This window comes from Sphingomonas sp. PvP056, assembly GCF_040549155.1.
In the GTDB taxonomy this organism is placed as follows: domain Bacteria; phylum Pseudomonadota; class Alphaproteobacteria; order Sphingomonadales; family Sphingomonadaceae; genus Sphingomonas.
Window position 1 is genome coordinate 1 of the sequence record NZ_JBEPST010000002.1, and the last position, 17,013, is coordinate 17,013.

Sequence of the window (17,013 nt, forward strand, 5' to 3'; positions counted from 1 at the left end):
GGGGGTGCGGGGGGCTACCGGGGGGGGGGTTGTTTTTTTTGCGTCCCCCCCCCCCGGGGGGGGGGGGGGGGGGGGGGGGCCAGTTCAGCAAAACCAACGTTTGTAATCTGGACTGCCCCACCCCCAGCCCCTCCCCTGAAGGGGAGGGGAGTTTCGGGTTAGTGAACGAAACGCGCCACGACATCGCGATAGCTGCGCGACACCTTCACCTGTGCGTTCGACTGGAGCACGAGGAAGCATTCGCCGTTGGTGTGCGGCTTCACTTCCTTGACCAGGTCGAGGTTGACGATCGTCGAGCGATGCACGCGCTGGAACCGGCGCGGATCGAGGCGCTTCTCGAGATCCTTCATCGTCTCGCGCAGGATCAGCGTGTTGTCGCCGGTGTAGATGCACATATAATCGCCCGCGGCATCGATCCGCTCGATCGTGTCGACGTCGACGCGGAAGATCTGCCCGCGATCCTTGATGTTGATGAGTTTCTCGAAGCGGTTGGACGAAACCTGTTCGCCGCCGTCGGTGAGATTCTCGACCGAATCGGGCGCGATCTCGGCGATCACTTCCTTGAGGCGGTCGACCTCAACCGCGCCGCGCTTTTCCGACAGGCGCTGGCGGACACGGTCGAGGGTGTCAGCGAGGCGGCTCTCTTCGACCGGCTTCATCAGATAATCCACGGCATCCGTCTCGAACGCCTTCAGCGCGTGGTCCGAATAAGCGGTGACGAAGACGAACAGCGGGGGCTCGACCTCCATCAATCCCTGGACGACCGAGAAGCCGTCGAACCCGGGCATCTGGATGTCGAGGAAAACCAGGTCGGGCTTGTGGGTCTTGATACTGCGGATCGCCTCGCGGCCGTTCTGGCAGGTGTCGATGATCTCGATGTCTTCATGCGCCTGGAGGCGGAGCTGAAGCCCCTGGGTGGCGAGTTTCTCGTCGTCGACGAGGATGGTTCGGATCGTCATGCGGCCTCTTTCTTCGGTTCCTCGAGCTGGAACGGGATTTCAATTTCGACCCCGAATCCGCCCCCCGGGATCGATCGTGTCTCGAACTTGTGATCCGGCCCGTACGCTTGGGCCAGTCTCTCCCTGATATTGGCAAGCCCGACCCCAGTGGAAAGGGGCTGGCTCTGGGAAACGCTCGTCCGCGCCTTCGCTTCGTTCAAGCCGGGACCGGTGTCGGATACGACGATCTGCACCCGATCCCCGTTGAGCCGCGCGCTGACACGGATGTCGGCACCGTCTTCCTGCGGCGTCACCGCGTATTTGATCGCATTCTCGACCAGTGGTTGCAACAGCAGCGACGGCAGCCTGGCGCGTGCAGCGCGCGGGTCGACCTCGAACTCGGTGCGGAGGCGTTCCTCGAAGCGCATCTTCTCGATTTCGAGGTACAGCTTGAGCGTCTCGAACTCCTGCTGGACCGTGACGTGCGCGGTCGGCTCGTTGGCGAGCGTGTAGCGCAGGAACGACGACAGCCGCCCGAGCATCGCATTGGCGCGCTCGGTTTCCTTGAGCAGCACCAGCGTCGAGATCGAGTTGAGCGTGTTGAACAGGAAATGCGGGTTGAGCTGATAGCGCAGCATCGCGAGCTGTGCCGAGGACGCAGTGTTCTCCAACGTGGCGAGCTGGTCGATCTGTTCCTCGACGATCAGGTAGAAGTTGATCCCGAAATAGAGCGCGGTCCAGCCGGCGAGCACGGTGAAGTTGAGGAAGATCGTGCCGAGCACGAGGCTGACCGTCAGCCCGGGCGTCGACAGCTTGATGAACGAGAAGGAGAAAGCGTCGAGCACCGAATAGAGCAACGTCGCGACCGCGAGCGTGACGATCGTCAGCAGCGCCATCGCGAGCCGCGGCTGGCGGCGGTACATCTGGTACAGCGTCGAGAGCAGCAGCGTGATGCTGTAGCCGACGATCGATTCGATCACGACCGGGATGATGACCGACAGCTCGCTCGCGTTCGAGACGCTCGAGACACCGCGCAGGATGAGATAGCCGGTCCAGCCGGCCGCCTGCAGCGTCCAGAAGGCGCGGCTCTTGTCCTCGAAGAACGGCCGCGAGAAGAGGGTGGGCTTGGTGGTCAGCGGCATGGCGCGCGTTCTAGCCCGCACTGGCGGGAAGCGCAAAGCGCGCTATGATCGGGGCTTGCCGAGCCGCACGTCACGATGCGGCCGGGCAGAGTGGAGAGGTTGCCATGAACGACATGCCCGACCGTGCGCAGTTCACTGCGATGGAGCACGGCACCCAGGCCGACTGGCGCATCATCGGCGCGCATTTCGGCGATTTCGCGAAGACCTTGCCGGGGCGCGTGCTGACGCATCTCAAGCTGCTCGACGGCGATTATGGCGGGTTTCCGGTCGATCGGCTCGAGCATTCGCTGCAGACCGCGACGCGCGCGCATCTCGACGGGCGCGACGAGGCGTATGTCGTGATGGCGTTGCTGCACGACATCGGCGACACGCTGGGGACGTATAACCATCCCGAGATCGCCGCCGCCATGCTGCGGCCGTTCGTGTCGGACGAGCTGCACTGGATCGCCAACACGCACGGCGTTTTCCAGGGCTATTATTTCTTCCACTACATCGGTGCGGATCGCGACTTGCGCGAGGCGTATCGCGGGCACCCGCATTTCGAGGCGTGCGCAGAGTTTTGCGAAAAATACGACCAGGCGGCGTTCGATCCTGCGTTCGAGAGTGCGCCGCTTTCGTTCTTCGAGCCGATGGTCGGGCGGGTGTTCTCGCGGCCGATCAACTCGATCTACGCGAAGGCCGCGGCCGAGGCGGCTGGAGCATAGCGGGCGTGCGCAACTTCCGTTCGGGCTGAGCGAAGTCGAAGCCCTCGCGCAGCGCCGGCCCTTCGACTTCGCTCAGGGCGAACGGAGCGGGCGAGAACAAAAAAATGGCCGCCACTCCCGAGGGAACGACGGCCAGGTGTCTAGGAAGCTTTCCGCGGCGCTTAGAAGGTGAAGCGCGCGCCGATGCGGATCGAGTAGAGCGACTGGTTGGTGTAAACCTGGTCGGTCGGCTGCGTGAAGTTCGCACCACCGCCGGTGGGCGAGTAGCGATACTGTGCGCAGGCCTGGCCGGCATTCGCCGCGACCGTGCCCGCGCCGTCGGCGTTGCCGGCGGTGGTCAGGCACTGCACGCGAACCACGGCAGCGTTGTACGGGAAGGTGTATTCGCGGGTCTGGCCCCACTTCGGGTTGAGGAAGTTGGTGAAGTTCTCGATGTCCGCGAAGAGCGTGATGCGGGACTTGCCGACATAGGTCGGCAGTTCCTGCGCCAGATGGAGATCGAGACGCGTGAACCACTTGGAGTGGAAGGCGTTGCGCGGCGCGACCTGCCCGCGATACTTGCCGAGGCCCGAAGCGTCGATGAACGCGTTGACCGCGTTGCGCGTCGCGGCGTTGCTGTACGACACCAGGGGATCGTTCACCGTCGGCACGTACATCAGGTAACGGTTGCCGCCGGCACCCGTGCCCGAGCTGACACCCGTCGTGCCGAAGACCGCCGAGCGCGTGCCGCCGAAGTCCTGGAACGTGTAGCTGTACGGATGGCCGATGCGCGATTCACCGAACAGCGCGAAGGTCGTCTTATAGTCGCCGAAGAAGGCATGATCGTAGGTCAGGCTGTACTTGAAGAAGTACTTAACCTGATCGTTCGAGATGCCGTAGGCGACGTTGTTCGGATCGACGAACGCACCGTTGCTGTAGTTCGAACCAGCAGTCGACGAGGTTGCCGGCGCGGCGTCCTTGACGTCCTGATAGGTGAAGCTGCCGTTGACGTTGAGCCCGAAGTCGAACGTCTTGTCGAGGCGCGCGACCGCGATGTACGACCGGCCCTTCTTGGTATTGGTCAGCAGGATGTCGGTGTTGGTGTCGGTGAACGCGTTCGCGCCGCCGAGGATGTTCTGGTACCGCTGGCGGCCATCCGGGGTCAGCGATCCGGCGATCGGCTGCGAGCGGATGTCGGTGAAATACACCTGGTTGCGAACCTTCGAGTACAGGAAGTCTGCACCGAGCGTCCAGTTGTCACCAAGCGGGCCGAGGTTGGCGGTGTATTCGGTGCTGAGCGTTGCGCGCCACTGCGACGGGATCTTGAAGTTCGGATCGAGCGCGTTGGTGGTCGACGCTGGCGCCGCGTTGGTGCCGGCGAGGTAGCCGTTGACCGCGCCGGGGATGCTCGTGCCGGTCACGCCGTTGAGCGCCGCATTGCACTGCGCTGCACTTGCCAGAACGGTACAGCCGTTGGCGTTGGTCGCACGGGCGACGCTGATCGAGTTGGTCAGGATGCCGGTGTTGGAGAAGCTGTTCGACACATAGACGTCGGGGGTGCCGCCGCCGAAGATGCCGCCGCCGCCACGGATGCTCAGGCGATCGAACGGCTTCCAGTCGAAGCCGACGCGCGGCTGGAAGAGACCGAAGCCCGAGATGTTGGCGGTGTTCGCACCGATCGTCTTGCGCTCGCCGTTGACGACCGCGCCATTGGCGTAGCGTGCCAGATAGTTCGGGTTGAGCGCAGGCGTGCTGTGCATCGAGTAGAGGTCATAGCGCATGCCGTAGCTGAGGTTCAGCGTCGGGGTGATCTTCCACGCGTCCATGATGCCGAAGTTCATGCTCTGGTAGCGGAACTTGGCAGCGGCATCTTCTGGCACGAGCGACGGGACCGCATTGCCGTAGGCGAACTGGTTCGCCTGCCGGTTGGTGAAGTCCGCGATCGAGTCGAAGTAATAGTTGCCCGCGCTGTTCTGCAGGAACGAGTTGAACACCGAAACGTCCTGGACTTCGGTGTACAGGCGCAGATCGTGGTTGTTGAGCGTCAGGCGCGTCTGGACGAGGCCGCCCCACGTCTCGGTGCGCAGCGCGTTGGTCTGGCGCGAGCTATCCGGACCGAACGAGACGACCGGCGCATTGCCGTCGCAGCCGGTGATGTTGTTGCCGGCCTGCGTGTTGGTCGGGTTGGTGCAGACACGGAACTGCGCGAAGCCGCGGCCGAGCAACGGCTCCTGGATACGCGTGTAGTTCTTGTAGAACGCACGGACTTCGGTCGAGAAGCTGTCCGACCAGGTCGAGTTCAGCTGTGCGACGCCGGTGTGCAGGCGGTTGCCCTGGATATAGGCGTTCGACGCGAGACCGAGGCCGGGGCTGCCGGTCGCCGAGTTGATGAACGTGTTGTTGAGCAGGTTGATCGCGTCATTGGCGTAAGTGTAGGTCAGCGACAGGCGCTGATCGTCGGTGATGTTCGCATCGATCTTGGCGACGACGCGGTCGTCCTTGTCGCCGAGGTTCCGCTGCACGCCGCCGGTGTCGTAATTGTAGACGCTCTTGGCGATCGCCGAGATGTTGTCGACGGTTGCCTGGCTCAGGCCCTGGACGGGGTTGCCGGCGTTATTCTCGATCGTGCCTTCGGTGATCGGACGACCACCGCGCAGCCGCTCGCCCGCGACCATGAAGAACAGCTTGTCCTTGATGATCGGGCCGCTCAGCTCGGCGCCGTAGTTCTCGACCTTGAAGCTCGGGATCGCGACCTTGATGTCCTTGGTGCGGTTGCCGACGAAATCGTCGCCCGACAGCGCGTAGAAGCCCGTGCCGTGGAAGTTGTTGGTGCCGCTCTTGAGCACGATGTTGATCGCGCCGCCCTGGAAGTTGCCCTGGCGGACATCATAGGGAGCGACCTGCGCCTGAAACTGGCCGATCGCGTCGAGCGGGATCGGCGAACGGCGGCTGGGGAGGCCATCGCTGTTGAGGCCGAAGTTGTCGGTGACCGCGACGCCGTCGACCGAGAAGCGGTTGAAGCGGGCGTTCTGGCCCGCGAACGACACCGAGCGGCCGCCCGAGGGGCTGTCGTCGAGGCGCGCGAACGGATCGCGGCGCATCAGGTCGCGGATGTCGCGGTTGACGGTCGCGATGTTGGCGATCTGGCGCGCGTTGAGGACGGTCGCCGGACCCTGCGAGATGGTGCGCGCGCGCGGCAGGCTGGATGCGGTGACGACGATGTCGGGACCGCCTTCCGACGTTGCGGCAGCGAGCTCGATCGGCAGGTCATAGGCCTGGGCGACGATCGTGTTGACGTCGGTGACCTGTGCGGTCGAGTAGCCGGCCGCAGTGACCGAAACCGTGAACGGGCCACCGGCACGCAGGCCGCTGGCATTGTAGCTGCCATCGGCGCTGGTCGTGGTGGTCGACCGCGTGCCGGAAGCGACGTCGACGATCTCGACGCTGGCATTCGGTACCGGAACACCGGCGGCGGTAACAACACCGCGAATCGTTGCGGTGGTTTCCTGCGCACTTGCGGCAGCAGGAATGATCAGCGCCGCTACGGCCGCGCCAAGGAGCAGATTGTGTCGCATTGGGGTCCCCCTACAGGATCTCGAAAAACAGCGATCCCGGCGGGCTTGATTCCCCTGTCCGCATCGTCTGGCCGAGCCACTGCACGTGAAATATTTCGGTTGGATGACACTAGCAATGGAACTTATCGGCGAATGACAATCCGTTCATGGTGCGTTGCAAAATAGCATCACACCGAGGTTGCGACGATCTCCGCCCAGGCCGCCTCGTCGATCACGGAAATGCCTAAATCGGCTGCTTTCTTCAGTTTGGATCCGGCCCCCGGACCCGCCACGACGAGGTCGGTCTTGGCCGAAACCGATCCTGAAACCCGCGCGCCGAGCGCCTCGGCTTGAGCCTTGGCCTCATCGCGACTCATCGTTTCGAGGCTGCCGGTGAAGACCACGGTCTTGCCGGTGACCGGCGACTCGCGGGTCTGGTGGACGACGTCGAGCGGCTTCACTTCGCGCAGCAACGCCGCGACGACCGCGCGATTGTGCTGCTCGGCGAAGAATTCGAGCAGCGCGTCGGCGACCTCGGGTCCGATGCCGGCGGTCTCGATCGCGGCGGCGAGGGTCTTGCCGCGACGGAGCACGAACTTGGCGTCCGTCTCGCCAAGGACAGGCTTCGTTGCACGGCGGACGCGGAGCGCGCTGCGGACCATGGCCGCAAGTCCGCGGGCGGACACATAACGCCGGGCAAGGTCGCGCGCGGTGATCTCGCCGACATGGCGAATGCCGAGCGCAAACAGGAAGCGATCGAGCCCGATCTCGCGGCGCAGGTCGATTGCGGCGATCAGCTTGTCGACGACGAGTTCGGACATGCGCTCGCGCGTGATCAGTGCCGCGCGGTGGGTGTGGAGGCGGAAGATGTCGGCGGGGGAGGCGATCAGCCCGTCGCGGAAGAACTCCTCGATCCGCACCAGCCCCAGTCCGCTGATGTCGAACGCGTGGCGCGAGACGAAGTGGATCAGCCGCTCGACGCGCTGCGCGGGACAGATGAGGCCGCCGGTGCAGCGCACGACGACTTCGCCCTCGCCCCGCTCGGCGAGCGAGCCGCATTCGGGGCAGGCCGACGGGAAGGCAAAGGCGGGGCGCTCCTCGTCGCGCGTGAGCACCTCGACGATCTGCGGGATGACGTCGCCGGCGCGCTGCAACACGACCCGGTCGCCGACGCGTGCGCCGAGCCGCTCGATCTCGTCGGCATTGTGGAGCGTCGCATTAGTGACGACGACTCCGCCGACCGTGACAGGCGCGAGCCGCGCCACCGGGGTAAGTGCGCCGGTGCGGCCGACCTGGATGTCGATTGCGGTCAGCGTCGTCTCGGCGCGTTCGGCGGGGAATTTATGCGCGATCGCCCAGCGTGGGGTGCGGCCGACGGTGCCGAGGCGCGCCTGCCAGTCGAGGCGGTCGAGCTTGTAGACCACGCCGTCGATGTCGAACGGCAGGTCGGCACGACGGTGTTCGATACCGCGATAGACGGCGAGCGCGGCGTCGGTCGTCGTCGCATGCGCAAAGCCTTCGGCGATCGGAAAGCCCCAACTGCGGATCGCCTCGACGATATCCGCCTGCGTGTCGCCGGGAAGCGCGCTCGTTTCTCCCCAGCCCCAGGCGAAGAAGCGCAAGGGGCGCGTCGCGGTGACGGCGGCGTCCTTCTGGCGCAGCGAACCGGCGGCGGCATTACGGGGATTGGCGAACTGGCGGGCTTCCTTGCCCGTGACTTGGGCCTCGGCGAGCAGGCGGGCATTGAGCGCGGCAAAATCGGCTTTCGCCATATACACTTCGCCGCGCACCTCGAACACATCGGGCGCTCCCTCGGGCAGCGTATCGGGAATGTCGGGGATGTGGCGGACGTTGGCGGTGACGTCCTCGCCGACCTGACCATCGCCGCGTGTCAATGCCTGGACGAGTTGGCCGCGTTCGTAGCGCAGCGAGCAGGACAGGCCGTCGATCTTGGGTTCGGCAGTGAGGTCGACCGGCGTTTCTGCGGGAAGCGCGAGAAACCGGCGAACACGCCCGACGAAATCGGCGACGTCCTCATCGGTAAAAGCATTGTCGAGGCTGGTCATCGCGCGCGCGTGCGCGACCTTGGCGAGATGCGCGGCGGGGGCGGCACCGACTTGCGTATTGGGCGAGTCGCTGCGGACCAGATGCGGGAAGGCCGCTTCCAGCGCGGAGTTGCGGCGGACGAGCGCGTCATAGGCGGCATCCGAAATTTCGGGCGCGTCCTGCGTGTGATAAAGGGCGTTATGACGGGCGATCTCAGCGGCGAGGTGCGCGAGTTCAGCAGCGGCGTCGTTTTCGGAATCGGGGGTGTCGGAGGCGGGAAGGGGAGGCGTGGCGGGCATGGCCCTGCGCTAGCGGAGGGCCGTGCCGTACATCAAGCTAATCGTCTTCGCTGGCGTCCATTTCAGCGAGGTGCTTGGCCTCTTCGTTGGTCGAACGGCGTTCCGCGGTCTTTTCGGCGCGGGTGGCCATTTCGTGCCATGCCTTGGCAGCGCGAAGCCAGCGGCTGCGGACATTGTCGAGCGTCGCGGACGCTGCATCGGTTTCGGCCTGGATGGCGCGATCACGATAGAACAGGGCGGTGGTGTTCGTAGGATGTCTCCACGCATGAAAGAAACGCGCTCGCCGGGGGAAGCGAGCAAGGGTGCCGCCATGACGGCGACACCCCCGGATCGTGAACCGATCAGGCCTGGGCGAGCTTTACAGCCGAGACCTTGCCGCGACGATCTTCTTCCAGCTCATACGAAACGCGCTGATCGCGATCGAGCGTCGCCATGCCGGCAGCTTCCACTGCGCTGATGTGGACGAACGCATCACCACCGCCGCCCTCAGGCGCGATGAAACCATAACCCTTGTCGGCGTTGAAGAACTTAACTGTGCCGATAGCCATAACGTATTCCTTAAGCCCGGACGGTACCCCTTTTGGGCAGCATCCGGATGGGGCCGAGATCGAAGACGAATGCGACGTCCGGCCCCGGCCGGCGCATCCGATGGCGTTTGATCAGCCGCGCGCGGAAAAACCGCTGCGGACAGGCTGACCTGAAAAGGATAATTCGAGAAACACGCGACGCGTCCGGGAGGTACAAGCGGGAGCGCGGGACGTCTCTCAGCCGCGCGATGCTTGGGAGCGGTGTCGCGCGATTTGGGTTGTCTAGCAGGTTATTACGGGGTTGTCGCGGTATTTGCGGCACGGGTGATTGTGCAGGGCTGTATTCTACCATAGCCTCGGCACAATTCGCCGCGTGGAGAACGGTTTATGATCCTGCCGATGCTTGCGGTAATGCAACTGGCGGTACCGTCCGCCCCGCCCGCGGATTCGCACAAGACCGTCGAACTGCCGCCGCCATGGCGCCCCGCGGCGTGTCCCACCGATGCCCCGGGAAGTGACATCGTTGTGTGTGGCAAGCGTGGTGCCGCCGAGCAATACCGACTGAGACCTTTGCCTGAGCGCTATGCAAAGGTGGGTGGGCCCGGGGTCGGGGTCGATCTTGGCAAGGGCGCGCGGGCGAATGTGTATACGGCACCGGGCCGCCTCAACGACAAGCGCGTCATGATGACGGTGACGATTCCGTTCTGACGACGTGTGGGGGGCGTACCCTGCCGGTTGGGTTTGGTGGCGTCCTCCGGCAAACGACCGTCTTGCTCGCGCTAAACGCTTTCCAGCAATCGGTCCGCCTGTGCGCGCGCTTCGGGCGTGATCTCCGCGCCGGACAGCATTCGCGCGATTTCCTCGCGGCGGTCGGTGTCGTCGAGCGGCGTCACGCCGGTGCGCGTGACGATACCGTCGTGCCGCTTGGCGATCAGCAGATGCTGCGCACCGCGCGCGGCGACCTGCGGGCTGTGCGTGACGACGAGCACTTGCGTGCCACCTGCGAGCCGCGCGAGTCGGTCGCCGATCGCACTGGCGACCGCGCCGCCGACGCCGCGGTCGATTTCGTCGAAGATCATCGTCGCCGCACTGCCCTGTTCGGCCAGCGCGACCTTGAGCGCGAGGATGAAGCGCGACAGTTCGCCGCCACTGGCGATCTTGACGAGCGGCGCGAATGGCGCGCCGGGGTTGGTCGAGATCTCGAACTCGACCCGGTCCTTGCCCGCGGACGACCACGCATCGGCGGGTGCAGGCGCAACGACGGTGCGGAAGCGCGCCGCGTCGAGCTTGAGCGGCGCGAGTTCGCCGCGCACTGCCGCGTCGAGTCGTTCGGCGGCGGCTGTCCGCGCCTTGGTCAATTGCGTGGCGGCGCGATCGAAGTCGGCGCGCGCGGTCGCCAGCTTGCGTTCCAGCGCCGCGATGCCTTCCTCGCCCGCGTCGAGCGCGGCGAGCTTGGCTTCGAGGTCGGCGGCGAGGCCGGCGAGATCGTCGGGCTGGACGCGGTGCTTGCGGGCCATGCCGCGCAATTCGAACAGTCGCGTCTCGTCATCCTCGAGCGCGGACGGATCGAACCACAGGTCGGTCTTGGCGATGCGGAGCTGCTCCTCGGCAACCGCGCCCTCGATCACCGCGCGATCAATCGCGGCGAGTGCCTCGGCGAGCGACTCGTGATCTTCCGCGACTCGTTCCAGCACGCGCGCGGCCTGACGGAGTTGCGCCAATCCGCCATCCGAGCCTTCGAGCCACTGCTCGATCGCGGACAAGTCGGCGGCGATCTTTTCGGACCGTTGCATCGACCGGCGGCGTTCGGCGAGCGCTTCTTCCTCACCCGCTTCCGGCGCGAGCGCGCGCAATTCGGCGACGCTATGCTCGAGCCATTCGCGGTCGCGCGCGGCGCTCTCGATCGTCGCGTGCGCGGTCGCGAGCGCACCCTCGGCGGCGCGCCACGCTTTGTACGCACCCGCCGCGGGGCTGGCGTCGACTCGCCCGAACGCGTCGAGCAAGGCACGGTGCCCGCGCGCGTTGAGCAGGCCGCGGTCATCATGCTGGCCGTGGATCTCGACCAGATGTTGCGCCATCTCGCGCAGCAGCCCTGCCGACGCTGGCTGATCGTTGACGAAGGCGCGGCTGCCGCCGTCCGCCTTGACGATGCGCCGGATCATCAGCGGCTCGCCGGGTTCGGCATCGAAGCCGTTCTCGGCGAGCAGTGCCGCGATCGCGCCATCGGGGGCGGGCTTGTCGAAGGTCGCGGTGACGACCGCCTGGGTGGCGCCCTGTCGCACAAGCCCCGCCTCGCCGCGCCCGCCGAGTGCGAGCCCTAACGCATCGAGCAGGATGGACTTGCCCGCACCGGTTTCCCCGGTGAGCACACCAAGCCCTGCGACGAAGTGCAAGTCGAGCGCTTCGATCAGGACGACGTCGCGAATGGCCAGCGAGATCAGCATCGTGCCGTCGCCTCTAGCCTATCCCGCGCCGTTCTGGAATTGTTCTTTGTGCCCAATCCCGACGGGCCCGATCGGGGCGAGCGGACGGCACGTCGGTTACTGGCCCGGATTGGGGTTGCCCGGGTTGGTGCGCGACCCGTTGGTAGCCGGCGCCGCGCGCGTGTCGCGTTCGATGTCCTTCGACTTGGTCGGGATGCTCAAAGCGCTGGTCAGCGGGACGATCTGCTGGCCGGTCGGGATCGCCGCGACCGCAACCGGGGGATGCTCCTCCGACAGCTTGTACGCGCGCTGATACCAGGTTGTGCCCGGATAGTTGGCACCGAGGACGGCGGCGGCCTTGCGCGCCTCGTCCGGCACGCCGAGCGCGAGCGACGTCTCGGTCAGCCGCATCAGCGCCTCTGGGACGTGGGTGGTGGTCTGGTAATCGTCGACGACGTGGCGGAACCGTCCGTTCGCCGCGAGCCACAGCCCGCGCCGTTCGTAGAACCGCCCGATTTCCATTTCCTTGCCGGCGAGGTGATCGCGCACGAGATCGACCTTGAGCCGCGCGTCGGCGGCATATTTGCTGTTCGGATACCGCCGCATCAGCTCGCCGAGCGCATCAAGCGCCTGCTGCGTAATCTTCTGGTCACGGGTCACGTCGCTGATCTGCTCGTAATAGCCGAGCGAGACGAGGTAATAAGCGTAAGGCGCATCGCGGTTGCCCGGATGCACCGACAGGAAGCGCTGCGCCGACTGGATCGACGCGGTATAGTCATGCGCGAGATAATAGCTGAACGCGCTCATCAACTGCGCGCGGCGAGCCCAGACCGAATAAGGATGCTGGCGCTCGACTTCGTCGAACAAGGCTGCGGCGATCTTGTAATCGCCATTGTCGAGCCGCTGCCGTGCGGTCGTGTACAGCGTGCCCACATCGCGCGCGACATACGGAATGTCGGACTTGCCACGCTTCGCGCAGCCTGCGGTGGTGAAGGCGCTGGCGGCGATCAGCGCGAGCGCTGTGGCACGAAACAGGGGCGAGCGGGCATGGGGGGTACGCATCGGGGCCGGTCTTAGCCGAAGCGTCGATCCCCGAACAATCCTTTTCACCGTGGTTTCCCGTAAGCACCCTTCCGGCTGGCGCTTTTCACTTGATCGTTTCATTGCGGGAGCGGATCACAACGCCTGAATGCTGCGTTTGCGACATTACCCCCTTCAGGAGAAACAATCCCGTGACCGCTACTCTGCTTGCCACCAAACGCGTCGAAAAGCCTTGGGGTCGCCATACCTTGTGGCCCGGTTTTGCCAATCCGCCGGCGGATGGCGAGAAGATCGGGGAGGTGTGGTTCCAGACCCCGCATGCCGGCGAACCAGACCTGCTTGTGAAGTATCTTTTCACGAGCGAAAAATTGTCGGTGCAGGTCCATCCGGACGACGCGGCGGCGCAGGCGGCGGGCTATCCGCGCGGCAAGGACGAGGCGTGGATCATCCTCGCGGCCGAACCTGATTCGACGATCGCGCTCGGGACGCTCGAGCCGATGACCAGCGAGGCGCTCCGTGCCGCATCGCTCGACGGGTCGATCGAGCATCTGCTCGACTGGAAGCCGGTCAAGGCGGGTGACTTCTTCTATTCCGAAGCAGGCACCGTCCACGCGATCGGTGCAGGCGTCACGCTGGTCGAGATCCAGCAGAACGTCGATCTGACGTATCGCCTGTATGATTACGGCAGCGACCGCGAACTGCATCTCGACGCGGGCGTGAAAGTCTCGGACCCGGTGCCGTTCGTGCCGTTGCCGACCCCGCCGCAGGACGGCAGCGACCGTACCGTCCTCGCAGAAGGCCCCAAGTTCGTGATCGAACGCCTCGCGGGCGCTGAGCACGTCGTGGACTTGCCCGCTGGTCTGACCGGGTGGCTGGTGCCGCTGACCGGGGCAGGCGTCGTCGACGGCGTCGCGTTCAAGGCGGGCGAATGCCTGACGCTCGAAGGGCGCTCCGAGATCAAGGCCGAGGCAGGCACCGATCTGGCCCTCGCATATCCGGGCAACAAGCGCGTCTGATTGAGGTGTCGCCGCCTCGGGACTGTCCCGAAGCGGTGGCGCTCAGACTTGCAAACCGACCGCGCGCTGTGCCGCCGCCAATGTGGGGGCGGCCAGCGTCGCGGCGCGGGCCGCTCCGTCCGCGAGCACTGCGCCGACCGCGGCGCGATCCTCGAGCAAGGCGGTCAGCCGGTCACGGATCGGCGCAAGCGTCGCAACCGCAAGATCCGCGAGCGCCGGCTTGAATGCCCCGAACCCCTGGCCGGCATAGCGCGCCAGCACCGCGTCCGGCGTGGTGCCTTCCAGCGCCGCATAGATCGTCACCAGATTGCGCGCTTCGGCACGGTCCGCCAGACCCGCGACTTCGCCGGGGAGCGCATCCGCATCGCTCTTGGCCTTGCGGATCTTGCTCGAGATCAGGTCGTCGCTGTCGACCAGATTGATCCGCGAGGCATCCGACGGATCGGACTTGGACATCTTCGCGGTCGCATCGCGCAAGCTCATGATCCGGGGCGCTGCCTTGGAGATCAACGGCTCCGGCAGGACGAAGGTGTCGCCGTAATCGGTGTTGAACTTGACTGCGATGTCGCGCGCGAGTTCGAGATGCTGCTTCTGGTCTTCGCCGACGGGGACGTGCGTCGCCTGATACAGCAGCACATCGGCGGCCTGGAGCACCGGATAGGTGAACAGCCCGACGCTTTGCGTCTCGCCCTTCTTGCCCGCCTTGTCCTTCCACTGCGTCATCCGGCTGAGCCACCCCATCCGCGCGGTCCCGCCGAGGATCCAGTGCAGCGCGCTATGGGCTGGCACGCGCGCCTGGTTGAACAGGATCGAGCGCTTCGGATCGATCCCGCACGCGAGCAGCGTCGCCGCCATCTCGGTGGTGTTCGCGTCGAGCTCCGCAGGGACCACCGGCTGCGACAAAGCGTGGAGATCGGCGAGGAAGAACAGGCAATCGTCGCCCGCGGGGATCGAGTCCTGCAGCGCGACCCATTGCCGGATCGCACCGAGATAGTTGCCGAGATGGAGATTGCCGGTTGGCTGGATGCCGGAGACAACGCGCATGATAAGGTCTCGTAGGTCAGGCGCGCTTGCGCCGCAGGAAGGATAGATCGTCGCGGGTAAACGCCCCGAGCACGAAGGTCATGATCGCATAGACCAGCCCGCCAGCGCCGACCAGCACGACCATCGCGCCCGTCCGGATCAGCCAGCTGCCGTGGGTATAGGGCGCGAACAGCCCCTGCAGCAGCCACAGGATCACCCCCATCGCAAGCGCCGCGAGCGCGAGCCGCCATGCGCGCCGCCGCAGCCGCGCGTCCGGCTCGAAATGCCCGCGCAGGCGCAGCGTGCGATACAGCAGCGCGACGTTGAAGGTGGACGCGAGCGCGGTCGCCAGCGGTGGGCCCATGTGCTTTAGCGGAACGATCAGCGCGAGGTTGAGCAGCAGGTTCACCCCCATCGACATGGTCGCGAAGCGCACCGGCGTCTTCGTGTCCGATCGCGCATAGAAACCCGGCGTCAGCACCTTGACCAGAATGTAGCTGGGGAGGCCGACTGAAAAGGCGGCAAGCGCCTGCGCCGTGTAAAGCGTGTCGAGCGCGCTGTATTTGCCATGCTCGAACAGCGCGGCGACGATCGGTGCGCCGCACAGCACCAGCGCGACGGTCGCGGGCAGGGTGAGGAGCAACGCCAGTTCCATCCCGCGATTCTGCGTCGTCATTGCGGTCGCATCCTCGCCCGCCGCGAGTTGACGCGAGATCAGCGGGAGCAGCACCGTGCCCAGCCCGATCCCGATCAGCCCGAGCGGAAGCTGATTCACCCGGTCCGCCAGATAGATATAGGTGACCGAGCCATGCGGGAGCAGCGAAGCGGCAAGCGCGGTCGAGACGACGAGGTTGATCTGCACCGCGCCCGCGCCCGCCGCCGCCGGCAGGATCAGCGACAGCATCTTCTTGACGTCCGCGGTGAGGCGGGGTGCCTTGAACCCGAGGCGAACGCCGTTGGCGCGGCACGCCCAGATCAGCCAGGCGAGCTGCAACACACCCGAGACGCTCACCGCGATCGCCTGGTTGCGCGCGGTCCCGGCCGGATCACTCACATGGAACAGCAGCAAAGCGGCGATCAGCGTCAGGTTGAGCAGGATCGGTGCCGCGGCATTGACCCAGAACTTCTGGAGCGAATTGAGGATTCCGCCCAGCAGCGACACGACGCTGATGAGCATCAGATACGGGATCGTCAGCCGCGACAGCATCACCGCAAAATCGAATCGTTCGGGGCCGACGTCGTTGAACCCGCCGCCTGACAGCACGTACGTCACCGGCCATGCGGCGAGTTCGAGCACTACGGTCATGACGATCAGGATCGGCAGCAGCACCGACAGCACGTCGCGTGCGAAGGCGAGGCCGGTGGGCAAGCCGTCGCCGGTCTTGTCGCCGACCTTCTGGTTGAACATCGGAATGAACGCCGCCGAAAACGCGCCCTCCGCAAATAGCGCGCGGAACAGGTTGGGGAGGCGGAAGGCGACGAGGAACGCGTCGGAGGCAAAGCCTGCGCCGACATAGCGCGCGAACAGCGAGTCGCGGACGAGGCCGAGGATCCGGCTCGCGAGCGTCAGGCTGCCGATCGATCCGAGCGCGCGGGTTAGGTTCATCGAGTCGGGCCGCTTTCCAAGATCAAATGTTCGCGCGGCCCGGTGGCCCCCCGGCGTGACGCCGGGGGACGATCAACGGTTCAGGCCGAGCCGAGCGGGTTTGCCGTCGCGCCAGCGTCCTGCTGTGCAAGGAAGATGCCGCTAAAATCGATCGGCTCGAGCAGCAGCGGCGGGAAGCCGCCGTCGCGAATCGCATCCGCAAGAACGCGGCGTGCGAACGGGAACATGAGTCGCGGTGCCTCTGCCAGCAGGAACGGCTGGAGATGCTCGGCAGGAAAATTGCGCAGGCCGAACAGCCCGGCGTAGGAAAGATCGACGAGGAATGCGACCTGTCCGTCGGAATCCGCCTTCACTTCGATCCGCAGTACGATCTCGTACACGTCCTCGCCGACCTGTGCCGACGCGATGTTGAACTGCACGTCGATCGCGGGCGGCGTCTGGTTCTGGAAGATCGCCGGGGCGTTCGGATTCTCGAAGGAGAAGTCCTTGATATACTGCGAAATCATCCCTGCGGCGGGGGCGGTATCGGCCCCGTTTGCGAGAGGCTCGCCGGCAATCCCGGTCGAAGTGATGAAGCCGTCATCCTGCTCGCTCATGCAACGCGTCCTTAATGTCCGTACTATAGATATCGCCATGGGTGGCGCAGTCGAAGCCGCGCGCGTAGCAGGGGGGCGAGCCGAGTTCAACGGGCGCCGGTTGTCGCGCACGTGGCGCA

General features: G+C 65.5%; 13 protein-coding genes. 3 read left to right on the forward strand and 10 right to left on the reverse strand.

Annotated elements, in window-relative coordinates:
* Positions 1 to 158: 158 nt before the first annotated feature.
* Positions 159 to 959, reverse strand: coding sequence for a LytR/AlgR family response regulator transcription factor (locus ABIC17_RS04245; protein WP_354279488.1), 801 nt, complete (start codon positions 957 to 959; stop codon positions 159 to 161).
* On the reverse strand, positions 956 to 2,080 hold the full coding sequence (locus tag ABIC17_RS04250; protein ID WP_354279490.1) for a sensor histidine kinase: 1,125 nt from the start codon (positions 2,078 to 2,080) through the stop codon (positions 956 to 958). The genes ABIC17_RS04245 and ABIC17_RS04250 overlap by 4 nt, the downstream gene beginning before the upstream one ends.
* A gap of 113 nt (positions 2,081 to 2,193) precedes the next feature.
* Between ABIC17_RS04250 and ABIC17_RS04255 the strand changes: the two genes are divergently transcribed.
* Entirely contained in the window at positions 2,194 to 2,784 is a 591-nt protein-coding gene (locus ABIC17_RS04255; protein WP_502958422.1) for an HD domain-containing protein, read from the forward strand.
* A 161-nt stretch (positions 2,785 to 2,945) separates the two neighbouring features.
* On the opposite strand, the gene ABIC17_RS04260 is transcribed toward ABIC17_RS04255, so the two are convergent.
* From ABIC17_RS04260 to ABIC17_RS04270, 3 genes are all read right to left on the reverse strand, one after another.
* The gene (locus ABIC17_RS04260) at positions 2,946 to 6,338 is read right to left on the reverse strand and encodes a TonB-dependent receptor (RefSeq protein ID WP_354279494.1); all 3,393 of its coding nucleotides are present in this window, start codon (positions 6,336 to 6,338) and stop codon (positions 2,946 to 2,948) included.
* 167 nt (positions 6,339 to 6,505) lie between these two features.
* Positions 6,506 to 8,662, reverse strand: coding sequence for an NAD-dependent DNA ligase LigA (gene ligA, locus ABIC17_RS04265; RefSeq protein ID WP_354279496.1), 2,157 nt, complete (start codon positions 8,660 to 8,662; stop codon positions 6,506 to 6,508).
* 341 nt (positions 8,663 to 9,003) lie between these two features.
* The gene (locus ABIC17_RS04270; protein ID WP_010164742.1) at positions 9,004 to 9,210 is read right to left on the reverse strand and encodes a cold-shock protein; all 207 of its coding nucleotides are present in this window, start codon (positions 9,208 to 9,210) and stop codon (positions 9,004 to 9,006) included.
* A gap of 366 nt (positions 9,211 to 9,576) precedes the next feature.
* On the opposite strand from ABIC17_RS04270, the gene ABIC17_RS04275 reads away from it, so the two are divergent.
* Complete coding sequence (locus tag ABIC17_RS04275) at positions 9,577 to 9,897, forward strand: hypothetical protein (protein WP_354279498.1); 321 nt, start codon at positions 9,577 to 9,579, stop codon at positions 9,895 to 9,897.
* Between the two features lie 71 nt (positions 9,898 to 9,968).
* On the opposite strand, the gene recN is transcribed toward ABIC17_RS04275, so the two are convergent.
* Together recN and ABIC17_RS04285 are read right to left on the reverse strand one after the other, a co-directional pair.
* The gene (recN, locus tag ABIC17_RS04280) at positions 9,969 to 11,633 is read right to left on the reverse strand and encodes a DNA repair protein RecN (protein WP_354279500.1); all 1,665 of its coding nucleotides are present in this window, start codon (positions 11,631 to 11,633) and stop codon (positions 9,969 to 9,971) included.
* 96 nt (positions 11,634 to 11,729) lie between these two features.
* A complete protein-coding gene (locus tag ABIC17_RS04285; protein ID WP_354279502.1) occupies positions 11,730 to 12,674 on the reverse strand; it encodes an outer membrane protein assembly factor BamD in 945 nt (314 codons plus the stop codon).
* Positions 12,675 to 12,844: 170 nt separating this feature from the next.
* Between ABIC17_RS04285 and ABIC17_RS04290 the strand changes: the two genes are divergently transcribed.
* Positions 12,845 to 13,669 carry a cupin domain-containing protein gene (locus ABIC17_RS04290; protein ID WP_354279504.1) on the forward strand — a complete coding sequence of 275 codons (825 nt, stop codon included), beginning with the start codon at positions 12,845 to 12,847 and terminating at the stop codon, positions 13,667 to 13,669.
* 42 nt (positions 13,670 to 13,711) lie between these two features.
* Here ABIC17_RS04290 and trpS read toward each other — a convergent pair whose 3' ends face one another.
* The 3 genes from trpS to secB all read right to left on the reverse strand — a co-directional run bounded on the left by trpS (position 13,712) and on the right by secB (position 16,894).
* On the reverse strand, positions 13,712 to 14,713 hold the full coding sequence (trpS, locus tag ABIC17_RS04295) for a tryptophan--tRNA ligase (protein WP_354279506.1): 1,002 nt from the start codon (positions 14,711 to 14,713) through the stop codon (positions 13,712 to 13,714).
* Between the two features lie 16 nt (positions 14,714 to 14,729).
* Positions 14,730 to 16,298 (reverse strand): murein biosynthesis integral membrane protein MurJ, encoded by a 1,569-nt coding sequence (gene murJ, locus ABIC17_RS04300; RefSeq protein WP_354279509.1) that lies wholly within the window; start codon positions 16,296 to 16,298, stop codon positions 14,730 to 14,732.
* An 80-nt stretch (positions 16,299 to 16,378) separates the two neighbouring features.
* Positions 16,379 to 16,894, reverse strand: coding sequence for a protein-export chaperone SecB (gene secB, locus ABIC17_RS04305; protein WP_354279511.1), 516 nt, complete (start codon positions 16,892 to 16,894; stop codon positions 16,379 to 16,381).
* Positions 16,895 to 17,013: the final 119 nt, after the last annotated feature.